Origin of the sequence: Nostoc sp. DedSLP03, from assembly GCF_034530815.1 — a bacterium.
GTDB lineage: Bacteria > Cyanobacteriota > Cyanobacteriia > Cyanobacteriales > Nostocaceae > Nostoc.
Map to the genome: position 1 here is coordinate 63,870 of NZ_JAVRCK010000016.1, position 16,333 is coordinate 80,202.

General features: G+C 42.1%; 12 protein-coding genes. 4 read left to right on the forward strand and 8 right to left on the reverse strand.

The window, feature by feature from the left end; genetic code table 11:
* Window positions 1-297: 297 nt before the first annotated feature.
* The 8 genes from RM368_RS10365 to RM368_RS10400 form a co-directional block, all read right to left on the reverse strand.
* On the reverse strand, window positions 298-2,994 hold the full coding sequence (locus tag RM368_RS10365) for an MGH1-like glycoside hydrolase domain-containing protein (protein WP_322693991.1): 2,697 nt from the start codon (window positions 2,992-2,994) through the stop codon (window positions 298-300).
* Window positions 2,995-3,215: 221 nt separating this feature from the next.
* Window positions 3,216-3,671, reverse strand: a complete 456-nt coding sequence (locus RM368_RS10370) for a VOC family protein (RefSeq protein WP_322693992.1) — start codon at window positions 3,669-3,671, stop codon at window positions 3,216-3,218.
* A 31-nt stretch (window positions 3,672-3,702) separates the two neighbouring features.
* On the reverse strand, window positions 3,703-4,704 hold the full coding sequence (locus RM368_RS10375) for a glutathione S-transferase family protein (RefSeq protein ID WP_322693993.1): 1,002 nt from the start codon (window positions 4,702-4,704) through the stop codon (window positions 3,703-3,705).
* Between the two features lie 138 nt (window positions 4,705-4,842).
* Window positions 4,843-6,870: an amylo-alpha-1,6-glucosidase gene (locus tag RM368_RS10380; protein ID WP_322693994.1), complete on the reverse strand. Its 2,028-nt coding sequence runs from the start codon at window positions 6,868-6,870 to the stop codon at window positions 4,843-4,845.
* 185 nt (window positions 6,871-7,055) lie between these two features.
* The gene (locus tag RM368_RS10385; protein ID WP_322693995.1) at window positions 7,056-7,718 is read right to left on the reverse strand and encodes a GNAT family N-acetyltransferase; all 663 of its coding nucleotides are present in this window, start codon (window positions 7,716-7,718) and stop codon (window positions 7,056-7,058) included.
* Between the two features lie 412 nt (window positions 7,719-8,130).
* Window positions 8,131-8,931 carry a PD-(D/E)XK nuclease family protein gene (locus tag RM368_RS10390; RefSeq protein WP_322693996.1) on the reverse strand — a complete coding sequence of 267 codons (801 nt, stop codon included), beginning with the start codon at window positions 8,929-8,931 and terminating at the stop codon, window positions 8,131-8,133.
* Window positions 8,932-9,021: 90 nt separating this feature from the next.
* Window positions 9,022-9,249, reverse strand: a complete 228-nt coding sequence (locus RM368_RS10395; RefSeq protein ID WP_322693997.1) for a hypothetical protein — start codon at window positions 9,247-9,249, stop codon at window positions 9,022-9,024.
* Between the two features lie 86 nt (window positions 9,250-9,335).
* Window positions 9,336-9,575 carry a hypothetical protein gene (locus tag RM368_RS10400; protein ID WP_322693998.1) on the reverse strand — a complete coding sequence of 80 codons (240 nt, stop codon included), beginning with the start codon at window positions 9,573-9,575 and terminating at the stop codon, window positions 9,336-9,338.
* Window positions 9,576-10,364: 789 nt separating this feature from the next.
* Here RM368_RS10400 and RM368_RS10405 point away from each other — a divergent pair.
* From RM368_RS10405 to RM368_RS10420, 4 genes are all read left to right on the forward strand, one after another.
* Window positions 10,365-10,913 carry a PadR family transcriptional regulator gene (locus RM368_RS10405; protein WP_322693999.1) on the forward strand — a complete coding sequence of 183 codons (549 nt, stop codon included), beginning with the start codon at window positions 10,365-10,367 and terminating at the stop codon, window positions 10,911-10,913.
* Window positions 10,914-10,970: 57 nt separating this feature from the next.
* A complete protein-coding gene (locus RM368_RS10410; protein WP_322694000.1) occupies window positions 10,971-14,399 on the forward strand; it encodes an efflux RND transporter permease subunit in 3,429 nt (1,142 codons plus the stop codon).
* Window positions 14,400-14,470: 71 nt separating this feature from the next.
* Window positions 14,471-14,740: a hypothetical protein gene (locus RM368_RS10415; RefSeq protein ID WP_322694001.1), complete on the forward strand. Its 270-nt coding sequence runs from the start codon at window positions 14,471-14,473 to the stop codon at window positions 14,738-14,740.
* A gap of 62 nt (window positions 14,741-14,802) precedes the next feature.
* Window positions 14,803-16,149, forward strand: coding sequence for an efflux RND transporter periplasmic adaptor subunit (locus RM368_RS10420; protein WP_322694002.1), 1,347 nt, complete (start codon window positions 14,803-14,805; stop codon window positions 16,147-16,149).
* Window positions 16,150-16,333 lie beyond the last annotated feature (184 nt).

A 16,333-nucleotide genomic window follows, 5' to 3' on the forward strand; every position in this document is an offset into this window, starting at 1 on the left:
TTACTTCTGTAGCATACCTACAGGGAAAAGTACAGCTATTACCAAAAGATTGCTAAATATTTTTATTTCATCGCTCTCTCAAATCCGCGAATTATTATTTAATAGTATAAATGCATTTACTAGTAATTAAATTAATTTATGCTGAGAATTACCTTAAAATTTGTAATACTATTTTTTATATTTCTAGCTTGACTGAACGCAGATATTAAAAGTAAATTTTGCTATTTAACCAGAAAGAATAAAGGCAAATAACAAGTCTTTTGAATGAGGATGAGGTAGGAGTGGGTTTAGATGTCCTTACCTTATTTTATCCTTCTCTATTTCTGGTTCTTGATGCTGTGCTTCATATTCACCAAATTGCTGGATTAATTTGGCAACTAAACCTGTCCAGCCAGTTTGATGACTAGCGCCAATTCCGGCTCCGTTATCACCATGAAAATACTCATAGAATAAAATTAGATTTTGCCAGTGTGGATCGTTTTGAAACTTTTGCATTCCACCATAAACAGGACGTTTACTAGAGGAATTTTGCAAGAAAATTCTGGTTAACCGTTGAGATAATTCTGATGCAATTTCCCAAAGTGTCATCATTTGACCAGAACCTGTTGGACATTCCACTTTGAAATCGTCTCCTAGATAATAATGAAACTTTTGCAGAGATTCAATTAGGATGAAATTTACCGGAAACCAAACGGGACCGCGCCAGTTAGAGTTACCACCAAATAAACCACTACTAGATTCAGCCGGTTCATAATCAACTCGAAATTGCGAACCATTAACATCAAAAATATAAGGATTTTCAGCATGAAATCTCGAAAGTGCCCGAATGCCATAAGGGCCAAAAAACTCGCTTTCATCCAGCATTTTTTGCAGAATACTTCTGAGCTTATCTCTGGAAACGATCGCCAGTAATCTCCTCGCACCCACTCCTTTTGTTTCCATACAAGCCACATTTTGCCGCAAATCAGGACGGTTTTGGATGAACCATTCTAATCGCTTTTTAAAACCAGGAAGCAATTTTAAAGTTTCTGGTTCAATAGTTTCAATGGCAAATAGAGGAATTAAACCTACCATTGATCTAACTTTTAAGGTAATTTGTCGTTCGGGTAAATGCAGCACATCATAATAAAAACCATCGGAATCATTCCACAAACTGGCTTCTATTTCGCCAATGTTATTCATAGCATCGGCAATGTAAAGAAAATGCTCAAAGAACTTGGTGGCAATGTCTTCGTAAACAGGATTAGTCTTGGCTAATTCTAAAGCGATCGCTAACATATTTAAACAATACATTCCCATCCAACTAGTACCATCAGATTGGTCAATATGTCCGCCAGTAGGTAAAGCTGCGCTGCGGTCAAATACGCCAATATTATCTAAACCGAGAAATCCCCCTTGAAAGACGTTGTTACCCTGAGTATCTTTGCGATTTACCCACCAGGTAAAATTGAGCATTAGCTTTTGAAATACCCTTTCTAAAAACTGTCTATCTGTTCGTCCGTAAATCTTCTGTTCAATCTTGTAAATTCGCCAAGTTGTCCAAGCGTGAACAGGTGGATTAACGTCACCAAAAGCCCATTCATAAGCAGGAATTTGCCCATTGGGATGCATATACCATTCCCGTGTTAAAACATCCAACTGATACTTAGCAAAATCAGGGTCAATCATTGCCAAAGGAATAGTATGAAATGCCAAATCCCAAGCTGCAAACCAAGGATATTCCCACTTATCGGGCATAGAAAGAATATCTTTATTGTAGAGATGAAACCATTCCCGATTTCTCCCTTGTTGGCGTTCTGGAGGTGGTGCTGGTGTATTGCGATCGCCTTTCAACCAATCCTCTACAACATAGTGATAATATTGTTTACTCCACAACATTCCAGCAAATGCTTGTCGTTGCACATTTCGCATATCTTCACTGAGAGGAAATGGTGTAACGCGCTGGTAAAATTTATTTGCTTCCTGTTGTCGTTTCCAAAAGATTATATCGAATTCTTTGCCAAATGGCTCAACTAAATTCTGTACATCACTCAATCGCAATTTAACGATTTTAGTTTCACCTGCACCAACTGTTAACAAATAATCGGCAGATGCTTTAGTACCAACTTTATTTTGATTTATTGCCTCTTTTTTACCATGAATAATGTAATCATTAATGCCATCTTTGACATAGGCAGACGAATTAGAATAGCCAAACAATCGCTGATAATTTGTTTCGTTTTCTGTAAAGATAATTTCGTTTGCTTCTTGACAATACAGCCACCTTTTACCTAAAGTTGGATGAAACGCCTCAAGCAGATGAAAGTCATTACCAGATTCACTTTGTTTTAAAGTCGGTTTGTTGGTATCTCCATTCCAACACCAAGTGTTACGAAACCAGAGAGTAGGTAATAGGTGTAGGGTTTTTGCTTCCGATCCTCGGTTGATTACTTTTATTTGGATGAGAATATCTTCAGCATCATTTTTGGCATATTCGATAAAGACATCAAAGTAACGATTTCCATCAAATATACCTGTATCTAGTAATTCAAATTCTGGCTCTTGGCGATTTCTGCGTTGATTTTCTGCAACCAATTGGGAGTAAGGAAAGGCTTTATGGGGATATTTATAAAGCGCTTTCATATAAGAATGGGTAGGAGTATTGTCTAGATAAAAATAATATTCTTTAACATCTTCCCCATGATTTCCTTCGCTACCAGTTAGACCAAAAAATCTTTCTTTGAGAATAGAATCTTCGCCATTCCAAAGTGCGATCGCAAAACAAAGTCGTTGATGATTATCAGAAATGCCAGCAATGCCATCTTCACCCCAACGGTAGGCGCGAGAACGAGCCTGATCGTGGGTAAAATAGTCCCAGGCTGTACCGTTGTGACTGTAATCTTCGCGCACCGTTCCCCATTGGCGATCGCTTAAATATGGCCCCCATCTGCGCCAATGAGCTTTGTGAGTTAGGGCTTCTGCTAATCTAATTTCTTCTTGGGTTAAAATTGTCATAATATCACCCTATGCATATCTGTATTTTAGTCCAGTTAATTTGCGATCTGGAGTATACTTTTTCTAGCTAAGATAGGGCTGAAGTTATAATTAATAATTGATAGTAAAACTGGTATACTAATAAAATTTGCGATCGGGCGATCGCAAGTTGAAAATAAGCAGACGAGAGCGGCACTATTTATTAACCACAAACAGCAAAAAGGACTAATGCTAACTTCAACCTATTGGTTGATAGTCTCTAAATATGGTCGCGGTTGGTGAAAACCCTGAAGTGAAGCATCGACGATCAGGCAAACTTCGATATGCATACCATCAGGATCGGAAAATGACAAGTTAAGTACTGGGCCAAGGTCGGCGATCGTGCCATCACTCACACCTCGATCTATGAGTTTGCGGCGGATAATCTGGAATGCTGATTCTGTTGGAGCATTCAAAGCTAAGTGGTCGATGTGTCCCCGTGCAAAAATATCCGGCAATCCAGAACTATGAATATTATTAGGCATCTCTGCTGCGTGAAGTACGCTCTGCGATCCAGCTAGCAGAAGTGCGTGACGAAAGGCTGGGGTCGTTTCTTGGAAGATTACTGGCATCTCGAATACATCAGTATAGAAGTCGATAAAGCGGTCGATATCTGCTGTCACCATTGCAACATGGTGGATACCTGATACAAGGCTCATGGTGTTACTCCAGTTGGATTAAATTTATTTTCTATGAATAGGGAGCGATAACTTCTCTAGGAGACGTTTTAGTGAAGCGCTCGCGATCGTGCTGTTGGTCAAAATCAACGATCGGCCCCTTCGGCACAATTCGATTTGGATTAATATCAGTCATACTCATGTAATAGCTGCGCTTGGTATAGTCTAGATTGCAAGTCGCTTTGAATGGCTGACGCTGATATAGGTCTAGTAAATAATTCCAGAGATTTGGATAGTCAATAATTCGCCGCAAATTGCATTTAAAGTGACCGTAATACACTGAGTCGAAGCGATACAGAGTAACAAACATACAAATATCGGCTTCGGTAAATTGATTGCCACATAAATACTGTTGCTGGCTCAGAATGGCTTCCCATCGATCTAAACTCTCGAAGAGTTCAGTTACCGCATCTTCATAGGCTGCTTGCGAAGTTGCAAAACCAGCGCGATATACACCAACATTGATTGGCAGATAAATTGCATCGATCGTTTCATCAATCTGATGCTGTAAGTCGCGTGGGTATAAGTCTATTTTTTGTGTTGCCAATTCCCCAAACTCTACATCAAACATCCGCATGATTTCGCGAGATTCGTTATTGACGATCGTTTGAGTTTGCTTATCCCACAACACCGGAACAGTAACTCGTCCTGTGTATTTGGGATCGGCTTTCAGATAAACCTCTTGCAAATATTGAGTGTGATTTACCCAGTCAGGAATAGCTCCCGGTGCTTCAGAAAACATCCATCCCTTATCGCTCATAATCGGATCGACGATAGAGACTGAGATTACATCATTCAAACCTTTGATTTCTCGCATGATTAAAGTGCGATGCGCCCACGGACAGGCTAAGGAAATGTAGAGGTGATAGCGCCCTGCTTCTGCCTTAAACCCACTAGAACCATCGGCGGTGACGCGATCGCGAAACGTTGTCGGCGTTTCATTAAACTTACCATTGGGATCTGATTTATTCCTATCGGTTGTCCATTTGCCTTCGATCATCATTCCTGACGGCATATTTTCCTCTTAACACTAAAGCGTGTCTATAAACTTTTGAGGATTACTTCAGCATTACGTCTTTCCTTTTCTGAAGGATATTAATTTCTTAAAAATTCTTGACAAAATCGACTTTGCAGATAGACACGGTTTCCCGTATCAACTTGCTGTCGCCAACCAAGCACGCAAAACCTCTGCCACTGTCCACGCTTGAGCAATACATCCCCGTGGAGTCATCGGAGCATCACCATCAAAAATTTCGCTGAGACTGCCAACACCGCGTGCAGTGAGATGATTAGCCATTGGTTCCAAAAATTGACGAGCTTGTTCGGGATTTTTGTAGACGCGCAGGTGTGCTAAGACGAACGGCCCCAACAACCAACCCCAAACGGTTCCCTGATGGTAAGCTCCATCACGTTGATACTGATTGCCACCGTATTTACCCTGAAATTGTGAACGATCGGGGGAAAGCGATCGCAACCCATGAGAAGTCAGCAGCGATCGCCCGCAAGCTTCCACCACACCCTTCTGCTGGGTAGGTGTGAGCGGACTTTCTGGTAATGACACAGCAAATATTTGGTTAGGACGTAACAACCCATCATCGCCATCAGGACTGTCTAGAACGTCATAGCAATAACCAGTCTCTTCATTCCAGAAGCGAGAAAATCTATACTTTGCCCGCTCTGCCATTGCTTCATATTCTTGGTGTGGTTTACCAAGCTGACGGGCAAACTTTGCCATTGTCCGTAGAGCATTGTACCAGAGGGCATTAACTTCAATCGGTTTGCCAATTCGGGGCGTAACTACCCAATCGTCAACTTTGGCATCCATCCAGGTCAGTTGTACGCCTGCAACGCCTGCATAAAGTAAGCCATCGGCGGCATCGAGATGGATGTTGTAACGTGTACCGCGACAGTGCCAATTAATGATGTCTGCAAGTATGGGAAAAAGTTCAGCAAGCAAAGTATCATCGTCCGTAGCGCTGTAATAGGCGCGGACTGCTTCAAAGTACCAGAGAGTGGCATCGACTGTATTATATTCTGGTTGTTCGCCTACATCGGGAAAGCGATTAGGTAACATTCCCTGGTCTACGTATCTGGCAAAGGTGCGAAGAATTGAGCGTGCTACCTCTGGACGACCAGTGGAAATTGTCAAACCAGGTAGACTAATCATGGTGTCGCGTCCCCAGTCGCTAAACCAGTGATAACCAGCGATGATGGTTTTGCCGTAGGGGTCTTCTGGCAATGAGCGATCGACAAGAAACTGGTCAGCAGCTAGTACTAAGTGGTCGATCCAACTAGGTGATTCTTTAATTTTGAGGGGTCGATTAGTTTTCCAAAATCCTGTTAACTTCTGCTCTTGAGCGCGACGTAACTTTAGTGCCGCTTCACCATTGAGATTTGGTTGTTTTTCTGTGCTGGCTACAAAGGCGATCGCTTCCCCAGGATTCAGTGTAACTTCAAAGGTGGCGGCGTGGAGGTGGTCTTCTTTATCTCTCAATCCTCGATAGCGTTCAACTGCTAAGTCAAAGCCATGATACCAATCGTGGACAACAGAGACACTAACACGTGAAACGCTGCGTAGCTTGCCGCCGTAGGCATCGCCTTTAGGTGAATCACTCAGTAGATATAGTGGTACAGCACCCGGATAAGCAGTTACACAAATACCCTGTTCCACCTCCTCAACAGACATCTGCCAACCATTACTTTGAGTATCGCTGTGATAATCCCGGTAGTTGACTATTGCTTTGAGGGTCAATTTTAGCAATTGAGTAGCACGACGCAAAGTATATTGGACATAAGTTGTGTTCGCGCCTTGTTGCATCCACACCCGTTTTTCTAATAAGGCATCGGCAATAGCAAAACGCCATACAGGAATTGTACCTTCCAGAGAAAAACGTTCAATATGTTGATAACCGTGGGGACTGACAATACCATCTGCCCAACGATTAGTATCTAGAGAATAAGAGCGGGTATCATACAGGACAGTTTCATCTAGTTTTGTCAGCATTAAAGTGCGACCCAAAGGTGGTTTCAATGCTGCTACCAATAGTCCGTGATAACGGCGAGTCAATAAACCAGCCACAGTCCCAGAGGCGTAACCACCAATACCATTAGTAACTAACCACTCCCGCGATTCTGCAATGTCAAGATTGCCGCAGATTTCTCGCCCAAATTCTATACACATAAGTCACACCACTTTGCTCTAAATTCAAAATTTACAATCGCCATCATGCTTTTCTCTCTGCGTTTTCTATGCGTCTACGGTTTAAAAGTCATTTATTGAACTACAGAGGCGCAGAGAACACGGAAAAAAGAGGAATTCTTGTCTAAAAATTTTACCCAAATTGAAAGGGCTACTCCTAACTTTTGTTAGATTGGGGATTGATCCTCAGTTATTGAAGATTCATTTACTAGAGGATTGAGGACGACTTCATTTGCTACACTATCAGCTTTACGGGCACGAATTGCTGGACGCGTAGGCGTAGCCCGTCGTAGACATCGCCTATAACCTGCTCTTTCAGCTTTTTGATGTTCGTAATCAATTAATCTGCCATAATATTCATGCTTGCTTAAATTCATCGATAAGAAAATATGCTGGCGGATATTACCAAAACCTTTGCGATTAAAAAACTTTAATGCTGAAGTATTCGTAGGGTCAGTGTCTACCAGCATAAACCTTGCCCCATCTTCAATCATCCGGGCGACGACTTTATCAACCAACTTGTCTGCAACTCCCCGACGCTGATACTTCGGACTAACTCCCAGCCATAAAATATATCCATAAGTCCAAGATGCTTTGGTGATGATAGTTCCCAAAACGAATCCTGCTAGTTCCCCGTCTGTTTCAGCTACAAGACAGTATTCTGGATCGGTGTTGTAAAGTCCAATCACCTCCCATTCGTCCCAGGTGCGGTATAAATAAGGATATAAATCGCTGGTAAATAACCCTTCTCCCAAGTGGTAAACGGGAGCAATGTCATCAATTCCTAATTCGCGTACATAAATTGCTTCAGTTTCATCAAAAGTTGACATAAATTTAGAAGTTGTGATTTATTTTTATAGATGATTGCGGAATTTTAGGGTTCTCAACTATGTTAAGAAGATTTATTTTGTCAGCTAACAGCACTATGTTAAATTTTGGTGACAAGGAATTTTAAAAAATGTCAAAATAATTCGTAATTGATAATACTTCGGCTACGCTCAGTACAAGTTCGTAATTCGTAATTATTACACCACAGGCTTTGTCGTGGGCGCAGAAATTAGAAATTATTGCTTAATTTGTTATTGAATGAAAAAAAAGAGTGTTTACCGAATCTAGCTCTTTTAATAAAAATGCTTGCAAATCTTTAGATTTAGATAAAGGACTTTACATTACTTTTTGAGTTTACGCAAGAGTCTAAAGATATAAGGAATTTGTTTTAGCTAAACAATCCTGCGGATCAAATCAAAGTAAGACTTCTTGAATACTGTCAAAATTTGGCAAAGAGTCTTTCACTGCTTCTTCAGTAGATTGGATGCGATCGCACCGTTTAGCAAACTGACAATAATCACAGTTTTTGCTACCCTCCATCACTTGGGGAAACTGCTGGTTATTTTGATAATTTTCCAGCCAATGAGTTAACTGACTTAATAGTTGATTAAGTTTCTTTTTTGTTTGTGCGTGTTGAGCAGTACTGTAATTAAATTTAATATTTTGCGGTTTGCCCTCAGATTGGACAAACCAATAAGTCATAGAAATCTTTTCTGGCAAATAGTCGCTAGTTTCTGCCAAGACATACATATAAAGCCGTGTTTGCCAGTTTGATTCTAACTTGCGTTTATTGGGTGGTTTAGGATAAGTTTTCCAGTCGAGAATTTGCGCTTGTTGGTTATCTGCAATCAATAAATCATAGATAACTGTGAGCAAATAATCCTGAACTTGCAGAGTCCGGTAATGTTCACTTTCACGGAAAGTTTGATTATCAGATGCAGCCGTTAAAATTTCTGGGGCTGCATCAGCAAAACCTAGCATCCAGCTTTGCAGTTGAGCATCTGCTTTCAGGAAACTGTCAATTGGCAAACCCATTTCTCGCTGCTGCATTAGCAAGTGAAAACGACTACCCAAAGTTAGCCGTTCTTCTTGTTCTGGATTTGAGGGAGAATTGAGTTTTTCGAGATAAGTATGTTGAAATTTACGCGGACAAGCTTCTAGTAAGTTAAGTTGTCCTTGAGACAGTCGCAATAGTTGAGTAGGAGTTGACAGCATTCTTCTATTTTAGAAGTAAATTATAATCTGCAACTCACCTTTGGCAGACTATCTGTAAAAAACAGGTATTTTTTACTGCTTTTACATCTGCTATTTCAACTCGTCTCGATCTACCTCATCGTGGCGCTCGTCGGAATGTTTACTTTTTCCTTGGGACTTGATTGAGCCAAAACTGTAGGCTATAGCTATTTTAACGATATCAAAATATGCTGGGTGATTAGCTTTGTTAACGATCGCCAAAGAAATTGACCCTGCCACTAAGATAACTAAAAGTGGCGAAAATGTTTCTACTCCAGAGCCGTTGTTGTTGTTAGACATGATACGATCTCCAAGTGAAAAGTTACGTTACGAAGCCTTTGGCTGACCTTCACTCAGCGAAAGGCTATTTATGGTCAGTATGAGCTTTAACCCCAAGACTCGAATATCATAGCGATCGCAAATAGACAGACCAAGAAAATCGCTATCTTGGCAACCCACGATCGTAAACTTGCAGATAAAAGCATCCCAACTATCGCATTTGCCCCAAAAGTGTGAGACACAACAAAGGCTATTCCTAGCCCCAGCAGCCCCAGCAGAAAATATTTGAGTCCTATACAAAACCACCTGAACAACAGATTGTCGTTATCTTTGAGACTGGGTTTCATAGTTTTTTTCCTGTTTTGAAAGTTGAATCTAGGTAGCAGTTTGCGCTCCCCCGACCACACTAAAGAAACAGCGAATTCTCCACAGCTTTGCTCCCACCAAGTCGAGGTACACAAAAGTCCTACTCCTGAGTGGAGTGGGAATACCAATAAAGGTGGTCTTGATATTTGCAGATTATGAAAAATTAAGCTCTTTGATGAATTTTCAGGGCAATCTGGATATCAAAAATTAGGCGTTCAATGTGCGTAGTTGCATAGAAGGTGTACTACGCACATTGAACCCTTGAAATTCCTCCAGGTAATTTGTATACAAATTGCCTTTTTCAGAATTTGCAGTTCCAGCCTTTGCCTTTCTCTTCGACTCACTAAGTTTCTTTTAATTCACCCTTAACCTTATTAAGTTACCGTGGTTTCTACTGCTAACTATAAAGTAACTTAGTTTAGTTGTTAGGTCAAGTAACAAAGTGACTAAGTTATTAAAATTAAGTAACTTAGTTACCTGGGTCAAGATAAACTGTAGAGAAAATTATTTAAATAGCATAAGATACTACAAATCCGGCTGAAGTCTCCAAATGAATCCTCACTTTTAGCACCAAGGGACTTTCAAATAAAAAAATACTCAACTACCTATTGTGAGGTGGGCGTCTCACTTGTTGGTAACTAGCCCACAGGTAACTTATGCGGCTTGGGCTTTACGGGATCACAGAGAATCCTGACAATTGAACCTTGGGTACTTGGCTAAAAAAGCTCAATTTGATATTGTTGATCGACATATCAGATTGATATATCAAAATGCTGAAGTTGGCAGTATTAGGTTTATTACAGCGAGAGCCATTAAATGGTTATCGGCTCAAACAGCAACTCGACATGTTTATGAGTTGCAGTATTTGTGTCAACTATGGTGCGATTTATCCTCTGCTGAAGCGCATGGAAGAACAAGGTGAAGTGATTTTATGTGCAGAACAAGGAGAAGAAGGAGGGCAGTGTGGAAAGGTATATGAGATTACACCCCTCGGCAAAAACACTTGGTATCAAGAGATGTTGGCATATCCTCATGAAAGCTGGGTAAATGCGCGATCGCGATTCTTTATCAAATTTTTTTTCTTTAGCCATTTATTACCTGAAGAAAGAATCCAGTTAATCGAACATCGATTGATGTTATGTCAGTTACGCCTTGCAGAGAAAAAAGCACTGGAAGTTACTGATGATTTATATCAAGGGAAAGTGCAAAAACGGGCAGTTGAAGTCATCAAATCGGAGATTGAGTGGCTAGTTGAACAACTCCAAATAGAACAACTGCAATTAGCTCAAACGCCAACCTCAATCAAGAGTGCTGAGTGATGAGTGATAAGTAAAACAGCCATAACACTAAAAACTTTTGAAGTATCCTAACTAATTATGTGGATCGTCAAAATTGCTTTACGTCTTCCGTATACATTCGCGATCGCCGCTTTGATGATTGCGATCCTGGGTGCAGTCACGATATTTAGTACACCAGTTGACATTTTTCCCGCAATTAACATTCCGGTTGTCAGCGTAGTTTGGACTTATACGGGAACCACATCTGAGGAAATGGCACAGCGAATTGTCACCATTAGCGAACGCGCTATGACAACAACCGTTGGTGACATCGAACACATTGAATCTCAATCTTTAAGTGGTGTTAGCGTCGTCAAGGTTTTTTTCCAACCCAACGCTAATATCGCCTCAGCAGTTGCTCAAATTACCTCTGTCAGCCAAACAATTCTCCGTCCTTTGCCACCTGGGATTACACCGCCATTCATCATTCAATACAACGCTTCTTCAGTGCCGATTATTCAGATGAGTGTCAGTAGCAAAACCTTGCCGGAAGAAGCACTTTTCGACTATGCTACCAACTTCGTCCGCACTCAATTAGCTACAGTGCAAGGCGCGAGTGTACCTCTACCTTATGGTGGTAAACCTCGGCAAATTATGGTTGATATCGATCCCCAAGCGATGTTGGCTAATGGCATTTCTGCCCAAGATGTGACTAATGCTGTCAGTGCCCAAAACCTGGTTTTGCCGGCAGGGGATATGAAAATAGGCGATCGCGACTTCGCTGTACAAATCAACAATAGCCCAGATGTGGTGGCAGCCCTCAATGACTTGCCGATTAAGCAAGTTAATGGTACTGTCATTTCCATTCGTGATGTCGCGCAGGTAAGAGATGGCTTTGGTGTGCAATCAAACATTGTCCGTCAGAATGGCAGGCGATCGAGCTTACTTAGTATCCTGAAGAGTGGCAATGCCTCAACTATTGATGTGATCGAGCGAGTTAAAAAAACTTTGCCTCGCATCCAATCCACCTTGCCCCCAGAACTGAATTTATCATTTTTGTTCGATCAATCTATATTTGTGAAAGCTTCTATCGAAGGCGTTCTCAAAGAAGGATTGATTGCTGGGTGTCTCACTGCGTTGATGATTTTAATTTTCCTGGGAAGTTGGCGCAGCACTTTAATTGTAGCCGTATCGATTCCCCTCTCGATGCTGGTTTCGATTATTGTGATGAGTCGTTTGGGACAAACTTTCAACATCATGACTTTAGGTGGTTTGTCCTTAGCTGTTGGTATTTTGGTAGATGATGCCACCGTAGAAATTGAAAATATCCACCGAAATCTCGGACAAGGCAAACCCATCAAGCGAGCAATCTTAGATGGGGCGCAGCAAATCGCTACTCCAGCACTTGTAGCAACATTATGTATTTGTATTGTCTTTGTGCCGGTCGTGTTTCTCAGTGGAGTGGCAAAGTACCTATTTGTCCCCCTAGCAATGGCGGTAGTATTTGGGATGCTTGCTTCTTATGTGCTATCTCGGACTGTAGTCCCGACAATGGCAAGCTATCTTTTACCATCCGAAGCGGACTGGCATAGAGAAAACGAGGAGCATAATGGTCATAGCGACAACCATCATCTAGATTCGCCAGTTCAAAACAATAATGGTCGCGATAACCACCACAGCCATTCACTAGTCGAAATCCATGATAATCGCGACAACCATCATATAGATTCGCCAGTCCAAAACAATAATGGTCATAGCGATAACCACCACCAAACAGAAGAGGCAGCAACTACAACTGCCAAATCTGTGAAGAAAGATTGGATATGGCGGCTACACGAAAAATTTAACCGACAATTTGATAAATTTCGCAGTTGGTATTATAGTGTGCTGACCTCAGCATTAAATCACCGTCGCATAGTCTTTGTGCTATTTGGTGCTTTTATCGTCAGTGCCGGAGTTTTGTTGCCGTTCGTCGGTCAAGACTTTTTCCCGGAAGTCGATGGCGGTCAATTTAGCCTCCATGTTCGAGCCTTACCTGGTACTCGTTTGGAAGAGACAGAAAAAATTGTTAGCCAAGTTGAAGGCGTTATCCGCCAAACTGTACCGAAGGATAATCTCGCTCTGATTCTGGATAACATCGGCTTACCCACCAGTGGCATTAACCTTACTTATGGCTACAACGGCGCGACAATTGGACAGGCTGATGCAGATATTCTTGTCTCCCTAAAAGAATCTGGTGAAACTTTTTCTTACGTCAAAGAACTCCGCCAGAAATTGAAAGCGACATTTCCCAGCTACACCTTCTTTTTTGAGCCGGCTGATATTGTGACTCAAATTCTCAATTTCGGTTTGCCTGCTGCTGTTGATGTGCAAATATCTGGGCCTCTGAAAAACTCAAAAGCCAACTTTGAAATTGCCCAACAAATCGCCGCGCGAATGACGCGCATTCCTGGGGCTGTAGATGTACATCTCCAGCAAGTTGTTGATGCTCCCAAATTACGTCTTGATGTCGATCGCACCGAAGCTCAACAATTGGGTATGACCCAGCGTGATGTTGCCAATAGCGTTCTCACTTCCTTAAGTTCAAGCGGTCAAGCTGCAATCAACCAATGGCTCGATCCCAAAAAAGGCGTGAGTTACACCCTGGCTGTACAAGTTCCTCAATATAAACTTGACTCTATTGACAGCCTAAAAAATACGCCAGTTGGCAACAGTCAAACTACACCCCAACTTTTAGGTAATTTAGCTAGTGTCAAACGCGACACAGTGATGCAAGTTGTGAATCACTACAACATTCAGCCAGTTTTCGATATCTACGCTAACGCCTCTGGTCGCGACCTGGGGGGAGTTGCCGGCGATGTAAATCGAATCATCGCTGATTATCAGAAAAAATTGCCTAAGGGAAGTCAGATTAATGTCCGCGGACAAGTGCAAACGATGAACTCTTCGTTTTTGGGACTTGGTTTAGGACTTGTGTTTGCAATTGTGTTGGTTTACTGCTTAATGGTAGTGAACTTTCAATCTTGGCTCGATCCCCTGATTATTATGATGGCGCTGCCAAGTGCTTTAGCAGGGATCGTTTGGATGCTGTTTGTCACCCGTACCACTCTTAGCGTCCCTTCGTTAATGGGTGCAATTATGAGTATAGGTGTAGCGACATCAAACAGTATTCTGATGATTACTTTTGCGAATGAGCAACGTGTAGAAGGAGAAAATGCTTATAAAGCAGCCCTAGCAGCAGGTTATACAAGGTTGCGTCCGGTGTTGATGACTGCTTTAGCCATGCTGATCGGGATGGTGCCAATGTCTCTTGGTCTTGGTGAAGGTGGCGAACAGAATGCACCCTTGGGTCGCGCTGTAATTGGCGGTTTGTCAGCTGCAACAGTCGCGACTCTAATCTTTGTACCTGTTGTATACAGCATTATGCGGCGTCAACCACCTCGTCCTATCGATGAGGATGATGACGATTTAAATTTCTCCGATTCACGGACAGCATATTCGTTGTCATCATCTCAAGGCAAGTCATAGACATATTTTAGGAGCTACGGTGTACACACAAATCTTTTAAAGTTACTACGTAACGTAGGGAAGATTAATTTTTGCAGGTCGATGCAATAAAGGTGCAGGTCAATGCAACAAAGGTGCAAGTCAATGCAACAAAGGTGCGAGTCGATGCAATAAAGGTGCGAGTCGATGCAACAAAGGTGCGAGTCGATGCAACAAAGGTGCAGGTCGATGCAATAAAGGTGCAGGTCAAAAACTTGTGTATACACCGTAGGGGAAAGGGAAAAGGTTTAAGGAAAAAGGTTTTTTCTAAGCTGCTTTCCTTTTTACCCCTTACCCGAATGGTACTTCTGCAAGAAGTCTAATAATGGTAATGACTCTAGCTGCTAAATTTCTGCAAATTAAAATAATACAGGACAGTTTACCTATGGATTCTCAGCATCGTCCATCTCCTGATTCTGAACAACAAACAACTTCTAGAAAACACAGGCGCGGTATCGGTGGTATTGGTTGGGCTGTAATTGGTGCTGTTTTTTTTGGTAGCTTACTGGCGATAGGTATTCTACCCCGATTAAGCCAAAAGTCAGAATTACAAGCAGCAGTCAAAGAAGCAAGCACTGTACCCTCAGTCAACGTAATCACTCCCCGTCGCGCTACTGGTGCTACCAAATTAGAATTACCTGGCAGTGTTGTAGCCTTGAATCAAACGACCATCTACGCTCGCAGTACTGGGTATTTACGGCAGTGGTATGCAGATATTGGCGATCGCGTCCGAGCCGGTCAGTTGTTGGCAGAAATTGATTCGCCAGACACCGATCAGCAAGTTCTGCAAGCGAAGGCAGAGGTAGCGCAAGCACAAGCCAATGTATCTCAAACTCGTGCTAATTTAGCTAAAAGCGTTTCTGATTTGAAGCAAGCCCGCGCTAATTTATTGATAGCACGTCAAAGCTGGCAGCGCTGGCAACTTCTTGTCAAAGAAGGTGCAGTACCTCAACAAGATGCAGATACAAAATATGCTACATATCAAGCTAATCTCGCCAGCGTTGAGGCAGCACAAAACACTGTTAATTCTGACTCTGCCAACATCAAAGCAGCACAAGCTAATGCCTACGCAAGTCAAGCAAACTTCCAGCGTAATACTGTTTTGCAATCTTATAAGAAAGTCACTGCTCCTTTTGCCGGAGTGATTACTGCACGTAATGTCAATACAGGTGTTTTAATTTCAGCAGGTAATGGCAACACCAGTACCAGCAACACTAACACTAGCAATAGCAGCCTTTATACTATTGCTGCTTATGACAATCTAAAGGTAAATGTGAGTGTTCCACAAAGTTTATCACAGTCACTTCAAACTGGACAAACAGCACAAATTACAGTCAAAGAGTTACCCCAACGAGTGTTTACGGGTAGAGTAGTGCGTACTAGCAACGCTATAGATCCAACTACTCGTACTTTGCTGACACAATTAGAAGTACACAATTCAGACGCGACGCTGCGACCTGGGATGTATGCCAATGTCAGATTTTCCATTAACCGCGCCAATCCTCCCTTTGTTGTGCCAGATAGTGCCTTAGTTGTTAATGCCGGAGGTACGCAGGTAGCAACTGTAACTAAAGACCACACAGTACATTATCAAAAAGTTGCCGTTGGGCGAGATTATGGTACTGAAATAGAAATTACATCAGGTCTGACAGGAAATGAATCGCTCATTGCCACTCCTACGGTTGATGAGACAGAGGGTTTGCGCGTGCAGCCAGTTGTACAAACAAAGTAGGTTGGCGTAAGGATAAGGCAGGGAGCAGGGGGCAGGGGGCAGGGAGCAGGGGAGCAGGGGAGCAGGGGAGCAGGGGGAGAATAATAAATTTTTAACTCCTAACTCCTAAACTCAGCACTCGTTACTCAGCACTCAGCACTGTTTAGGTGAGGTATAGCAACAGTAAAGGTGGTTAGGACATCAA